This window comes from Saccharopolyspora sp. NPDC045941 (assembly GCF_056431445.1).
Genome location: NZ_JBWKKU010000141.1, coordinates 1 through 6136 on the forward strand (window position 1 = coordinate 1; position 6136 = coordinate 6136).

7 protein-coding genes and 1 pseudogene are annotated in these 6136 nt (G+C 64.7%); 6 read left to right on the forward strand and 2 right to left on the reverse strand.

Annotated elements, in window-relative coordinates:
* Positions 1-172: 172 nt before the first annotated feature.
* The gene (locus AC07FN_RS45575) at positions 173-1120 is read right to left on the reverse strand and encodes an NAD(P)/FAD-dependent oxidoreductase (RefSeq protein ID WP_478401328.1); all 948 of its coding nucleotides are present in this window, start codon (positions 1118-1120) and stop codon (positions 173-175) included.
* Positions 1121-1215: 95 nt separating this feature from the next.
* Between AC07FN_RS45575 and AC07FN_RS45580 the strand changes: the two genes are divergently transcribed.
* The 6 genes and pseudogenes from AC07FN_RS45580 (at position 1216) to AC07FN_RS45605 (ending at position 5200) form a co-directional block, all read left to right on the forward strand.
* Positions 1216-1872 carry a TetR/AcrR family transcriptional regulator gene (locus tag AC07FN_RS45580; protein WP_478401329.1) on the forward strand — a complete coding sequence of 219 codons (657 nt, stop codon included), beginning with the start codon at positions 1216-1218 and terminating at the stop codon, positions 1870-1872.
* 295 nt (positions 1873-2167) lie between these two features.
* Positions 2168-2349: pseudogene (locus AC07FN_RS45585) on the forward strand (Ku protein); the annotation flags it as partial.
* A gap of 356 nt (positions 2350-2705) precedes the next feature.
* Positions 2706-3497, forward strand: a complete 792-nt coding sequence (locus AC07FN_RS45590) for an integrase core domain-containing protein (protein WP_478401330.1) — start codon at positions 2706-2708, stop codon at positions 3495-3497.
* Entirely contained in the window at positions 3494-4045 is a 552-nt protein-coding gene (locus AC07FN_RS45595; protein ID WP_478401331.1) for a hypothetical protein, read from the forward strand. The genes AC07FN_RS45590 and AC07FN_RS45595 overlap by 4 nt, the downstream gene beginning before the upstream one ends.
* Positions 4046-4081: 36 nt before the next feature.
* Positions 4082-4525: a hypothetical protein gene (locus tag AC07FN_RS45600; RefSeq protein WP_478401332.1), complete on the forward strand. Its 444-nt coding sequence runs from the start codon at positions 4082-4084 to the stop codon at positions 4523-4525.
* Between the two features lie 9 nt (positions 4526-4534).
* Entirely contained in the window at positions 4535-5200 is a 666-nt protein-coding gene (locus tag AC07FN_RS45605) for a hypothetical protein (RefSeq protein ID WP_478401333.1), read from the forward strand.
* Positions 5201-5346: 146 nt separating this feature from the next.
* Here AC07FN_RS45605 and AC07FN_RS45610 read toward each other — a convergent pair whose 3' ends face one another.
* A complete protein-coding gene (locus AC07FN_RS45610) occupies positions 5347-5721 on the reverse strand; it encodes a molybdopterin cofactor-binding domain-containing protein (protein WP_478401334.1) in 375 nt (124 codons plus the stop codon).
* Between the last annotated feature and the right edge of the window lie 415 nt (positions 5722-6136).

Sequence of the window (6136 nt, forward strand, 5' to 3'; positions counted from 1 at the left end):
AGCGGATAACGCATGCCCTGAACACGACAGCAAGATCAACAACAGCCAATCAACCAACCAAGATCACCATCAGCAACCATCGGTGGATTGAGGCTCAATGAGAGTGTCTGGTTTGGACAAATGCGACGTGCTGCTGCGGCAAGACGATGGACAAGATCGAGTGATCCGACGATCAATTGGCTGGTACTGACTCGGTGTGGCCGTTGAGAGCCTTCTCGACGTCGGCGGCGACCAGATAGTGGTTGTTGAGCGCGATGGCGGCGGCGGACCCGGCGGCCGCGGCGTTGATCAGCTGGGCGGTGTGGTCCACGACGTTGCCGGGCGCCCACACGCCGTCGATGCTGGTGCGACCGGTGCGATCGGTGGCGACCCAGCCCTCGTCATTGACTTCGCAGCCCAGGGCGGTCAGCAGCTCGTCGGACGGTACGAAGCGTGGACCGACGAACAGCGCCGCGCGTCTGACCATCGGACCCTCGGCGAGCTCGACACCGCGGACGCCGGTCTCGTCGGACACGATCCGCGTCACTTCGCCATCGACGATCCGCACGCCGCGAGCGACCAACCGCTCCCGCTCGTGGGCCTCCAGGTCGATCCGGTGGGGAAAGAACACCACATCGTCGGACCACTGCCGGATCAGCTGCGCCTGGCGCAGGCTGAACGAACGGTCCTCCCCTCCGATCACCCCGAGCGCGCTGTCCCGTACCTCATAGCCGTGGCAGTACGGGCAAAAATGCACATCCTGGCCCCACCGCTGGCGCAGGCCCGGGATCTCGGGGAGCTCATCACGAAGCCCCGTGGCTACCACCACCGCGCGTGCGCCCAGCGTCCCGCCCTCGGCCAGGCGCACGGCGAACCGCGCCCCGTCGAGGCGGTCGATGCCGACCGCTCGGCCCGCCAGTAGCTCCCCGCCGTAGCCGACGACCTCTCGCCTGGCCGTGGCCAGCAGCTCGGCCGGGTCCGTACCGTCGCGGGACAAGAAGCCGTGCAGGTGCGCCGCCGGGGCGTTGCGCGGTTCGCCGGCATCGACGACCACCACCCGCCGTCGGGACCGACCCAACATCATCGCCGCGGACAAGCCAGCCACCCCGCCACCGACCACCACCACGTCGTACTCCGACATAACTCACCCTCCCGCACGCTCACCGACGAAACCTCTAGAGGAAAGTTCTAGCACGGATACCGAGGATTCTTCTACCTCGGGTAGGATCGACCGCTATGACCAGGATCCCCACTGCCAGCACGGGCCATCGGGCCAGGCCCGGCTCGCGCCGCGAGGACATCGCGGCCGCCGCGATCGAGCTGTTCCTCGACCGGGGTGTCGCCGCGACCCGGGTGGAAGACATCCTGGCCGCGGCCGGCGTGAGCGTGGGCAGCTTCTACCACCACTTCCGCGACAAGCTCAGCCTGGCCGCCACGGTCTATCTGGAACACCTGCAGCGCTTCCAACGCGACCTGCTCGTCGAGCTTGACCGCCACGCGCGCACCGAGGACGCCGTCCGCGGGCTGGTGCTGGCCTACCTACGGTGGGCCGGGGCCGATCCGCGCGCTATGGGTTACCTGCATCAGTGCCGCGAGCCCAACGTCGCCGAGATCTCTGAAGGCGAAGAAGCTCGGCTCAAGCAATCCTTTTACGGTCGGCTCGCCGGCTGGCTCGGCGAACGCGCCGCGGCTGGGGAGCTACGAGCGCTGCCGCACGAGCACAGCCTTGCGCTATGGCTCGGGCCCGCCGAACAGCTCGTTCGGGCCGCCATCGACCCCTCTGAGCATTTCACCGCACCGGAGCCCGACGCCCTGGGCGCACACCTCGCCCGAGCCGAACAAGTCCTCGCCGACGCCGCCTGGGAAGCCCTTCGACGCCAGGCGCACATCTAGTCAGGTCGAGCAGTTCGATCAGCAGTCGTCGAAGCGTTACTGACCGAGTGGGACGCGGCAGCGTGACACGGGCCGGCCTTCTTACCTTGCGGCTGGGGTCAGCTTCGGGAGGTCAGGGCCATCAAAGCTAAGCGTTGTTTTTTCGGCGTGTGCTACCGGGACGCCCCTGGGGACTACCGACCCCGGTACCTAATGTCCGTTTTCGATCAGAGTGGAAGCGAGCCTACGGTATTCGCCAACGCACCAGTGCCAAACGTGCCTTACTCCACAGCAGTGGTCCTGACCAGCCAAAACCCTGCCGCACCTCCAGATAAGCTTCGGCCTCGTGTCCGTCCCGGTGCAGCTGTTCACCGCCGTGGAATCCCACACGATCCGGTTCCACCAGGTCCAGCGGGGCACCGCGACCGGGTTCGGCAGAAGCGGGTCAACGAGCGCACCGGCGAAGAGGTCCCGTTCGCCGACGTCGTCAAGGGCTACCTGTACCGTGCCAAAAATTGGCACTCGGTCGCTGACCTGGGGTTTCGTTGAGCTCTGTGATCAGACCATGATCTCGGATCATGCTGTTTCGATTGTTGTACATGGCGTTGGTGACCGTCTTCGGTTGGCTGGGGCTGCTCGCCCGGGCGTACCGCGGCCAAGGATGTCGAGATCCTGGTCCTGCGGCATGAACTGGCAGTCTTACGCCGCCAGGTCGGCCGGCGGCCTCGTCTATCGTGGCCGGATCGCGCCATCCTGTCCGCACTATCCCGCCTACTCCCTCGCAGTATGCGACTGGGGCGGATCGTCACACCTGCCACGCTCCTGGCCTGGCACCGAGGTCTGATCGCCAAGAAGTGGACCTACCCACAGCGGTCAGGTCGCGCCCACCGATCACCACCGAACTCCGCGACCTGATCGTTCGTTTGGCCCAAGAAAATCCCACCTGGGGTCACCGGCGCGTCCAAGGCGAACTGCTCGGCCTGGGGCATCACGTCGGCGCTGGAACGATCCGCCGCATCCTCCGCAACTCCCGCATCGGCCCCGCTCCACGCCGCGCGGACACCTCATGGCGCAGCTTCCTCCGAGCTCAAGCATCCGGACTGCTGGCAGTCGACTTTTTCCACGTCGACACCATCAGCCTTCGCCAGTTATATGTCCTGTTCGTCATGGAGGTCCGTACCCGCACCGTGCATATCCTCGGAGTCACCGCACACCCGACCGGTGCCTGGACCACCCAGGTCGCCCGCAACCTCCTCGCCGACCTCGGCGAACGAGCCGCATCATTCCGATTCCTCGTCCGTGACCGCGACACCAAGTACACGCCCGCGTTCGACGCGGTCTTCGCCGCCGAGGAAATCAAGGTCATCAAGACCCCGCCGCAGACCCCACGGGCGAACTGCTACGCCGAACGCTTCGTCCGCACCATCCGCGAAGAATGCACCGACCGGCTCCTGCTCTACAACGAACGCCACGCCATGACAGTGCTCAACGAATACACCGACCATTTCAACACCCACCGCCCACATCAAAGCCTCAACCAACACCCACCAGACCACGATCCGGCGGCGACGATCCCGACCGACGCCCCGATCCGGCGGCGCAAGGTCCTCGACGGCTTGATCAACGAATACACTCGAGCCGCTTGACACCGATCAACAAAACCGCTGGTCGACACCCGGAGCGGGTTTTTGGCACGGTACAGCACGAGGCGCCGAAGGCTGTGCAGTCCCAGCAGGATGTCTGGCAAGGCCAGGCAGCGAAGGCGTTCGCCGAGGAGCTGGGCGAGTTGCCGAAGTACATCGGTGATGCACATTCTTCTCTGGAAGCAGCAGGCAAAGCGCTGTCGACGTGGTCCACCAGGTTGCAGGAGCACCAGACCACCGCCGCGAAACTCGAAGCTCAGGCGAAGAAGGCACGCGAAACCTACGAGGGGACGGCCGGCAAGCCGGAAGAGGTCCGCACCGAGGCATGGGACGCTCTCGAGGCGGTTCGCAGGAAAGCAAAGGATCTTCAGGAGCTCTGGGAAGACGACGGCCGCGTCTGCGCAAAGGCCTTGCGGGAGGCAGCCGAGAAAGCCCCGAGCAAAGCCTTTTTCGAATCCTTCGATGAGCTCTTCAGCAACCCGGGCGAGTGGTTCGACGACCACATCGGCGATCTTGGCGACATCGCTGGACTCGTGTCAGCTGTCAGCTGATACCTGGCGCACTACCCGCCCTGCACCATTCCAGCCGTGTCCGTCATGGTTGTGACCGGCTTGGTCGCGCTCGGCGCGCACAGCGGGGACATGGTGATCAACGACAAGTTCGACGATCCAGCATCGTGGATCTCCGTTGGGGGCGATGTCCTCGGCGTTATCCCCGGCTTCAACGCGATTGGCGCGAGCTTCAAGGGATGGCAAGCGTTCGCCGACGAAGCAGCAAAGATTCCCGAAACCGCTCCCGCAATCGTCAAGAATTTCTTCGAGAAGAACACCGGCATCGCTAATACCGATGAGATCACAGACGAGGTCTACTCCATATTCTCAAATGGAGCACTGTCGAGCGCCGCGGTGTCTTTGCAAACTAATAACGTTATCGGACTGTTCGACAACGGCGACGAGGTAAAGTCCGACAAGGACAAGGACGGTTTCTTGTCGGCCCTGGTCAACGCACTCGGCAACGCCCCTGCCAAATGAGGAACCAAGATGCACGTCACGACGACGAAACAGGGGTCGGGCGGACCGCTCTGGTTCTCCGTTCCCGAGCAGTTCCAACACATCGACCTCACCGAAGCGCCCGCAAAGCGCATCAAGAGAACCTACGATGCACTCACCGCTATGTTGCGGTCGGCCACCGCCGAGGACCGACTCGGCATGGTGCTGCGCCAGGAAATTATGCTCTCGCAGCTGGTCAGCCAAGGCGCGATCTATGTGGGCAACTGTCTCGCCCGGTCGGATGCGTCCCCTTCTAAGATCAGTATCGCGCAGCTGAGCATCATGATGAAGGACGTCCGGCTTCCGCCTCAGCGCCCGCTGTCCGTTCTCGCCAGTGCGCTGCGAGAACCTGGCCGCGCTCGGGAGGTTCGCATTCTCGAGTACCCGGCGGGTGAGGCATTGGTGATCGGCGAAGAAGTTCAAGTGAAGCTTCCGGCACCCTTCCACGGAACAGCGGCCACGAGCACTCACCGCGTACGTCAGGCGCAGGTGATCTTTCCACATCCCGATGGGCGGCACCTCGCCACGCTCGCCCTGCCCACCGAACATGTGGATGACTGGCCTCAGTTCCTCGGCATCCTCGGAAACGTCGCCAATAGCATTTCGTTCACCGAGCCTCAGACGAACACGATCAGCCAGCTCCTCGCTGGGACGTGAGACGAGAACCGTCCCTGCCGTTCTGGTACCGACGGACGTAGCACTCCCACTCCGGGGCCCCAGGCGACCTCGCCGAACAACGGCTCGATGATGTCGCGGCGCCGCCCGGCGCGCCGCTGTCGGAGACGGCGATGTCCGAAACCAGGTCAGCCACTGCCAGGCTGAGGTGGCTGCGCAGCCAGGCCGCGGCGACCCGCAGAACGACCGGAAGACCGCCGCATAGCCGGGCCAGCTCGCGCATCGCGTCCGGCTCCGCCGAACTGCGCGTCTCTCCGCACAGCGCGGTCAGCAGTTCGACCCCGGACCGGCCCGACAGCGGAATGATCCCGGCCGAGCGTGGTGGCGACGACGTTCTCGCTCCGCGTCTCGACCCACTTGACTGGCCGGTGGAGGGACAGCGAGGCAGCTGCGACCGCGAACTCCTCGGGGTAGGTGTGCATCTTCGGCCCAAAACCACCATCGACGTCGGCGGACACGACCCACAGGCGATGCTCCGGAAAACCGTGTCCGGCCGCGTACACAGCGGCGCCTCACCCCACGGGACCAAGCTGCAAGCAGGGCTCCCAGGTGCACAGGTGGTCGAGGCAGAGGGATCCAGCGGCGTGGCGCCTTTGTTGGTGACTCGAACCTGCGACGGTCGCTCACCTCTCCCGCCGTTTCGCGCGGCGTTCCATAACCAGCGGCACCGTCGCCTCGACGACCAGGGGCTTCGCCAGCCCATCCGCAGCTATCCGGCGAGGCCGAGCGGCCCCGGAATCCGTGTGCATCCTGTTCGAGTCGCACCGGGGGCACTCGCAGCAATCACACCAAGTCCCAGTCCGCTTGACCTGAAGATCCAGGTCTAAGAGTTCCTAACAGAGGGTTTTGGTGTGTCGGTAGCAGATGATGCATGTGGCCAGGCCGAGGAACGCTTCGTGGATGTCGTCGCGGCGTTCC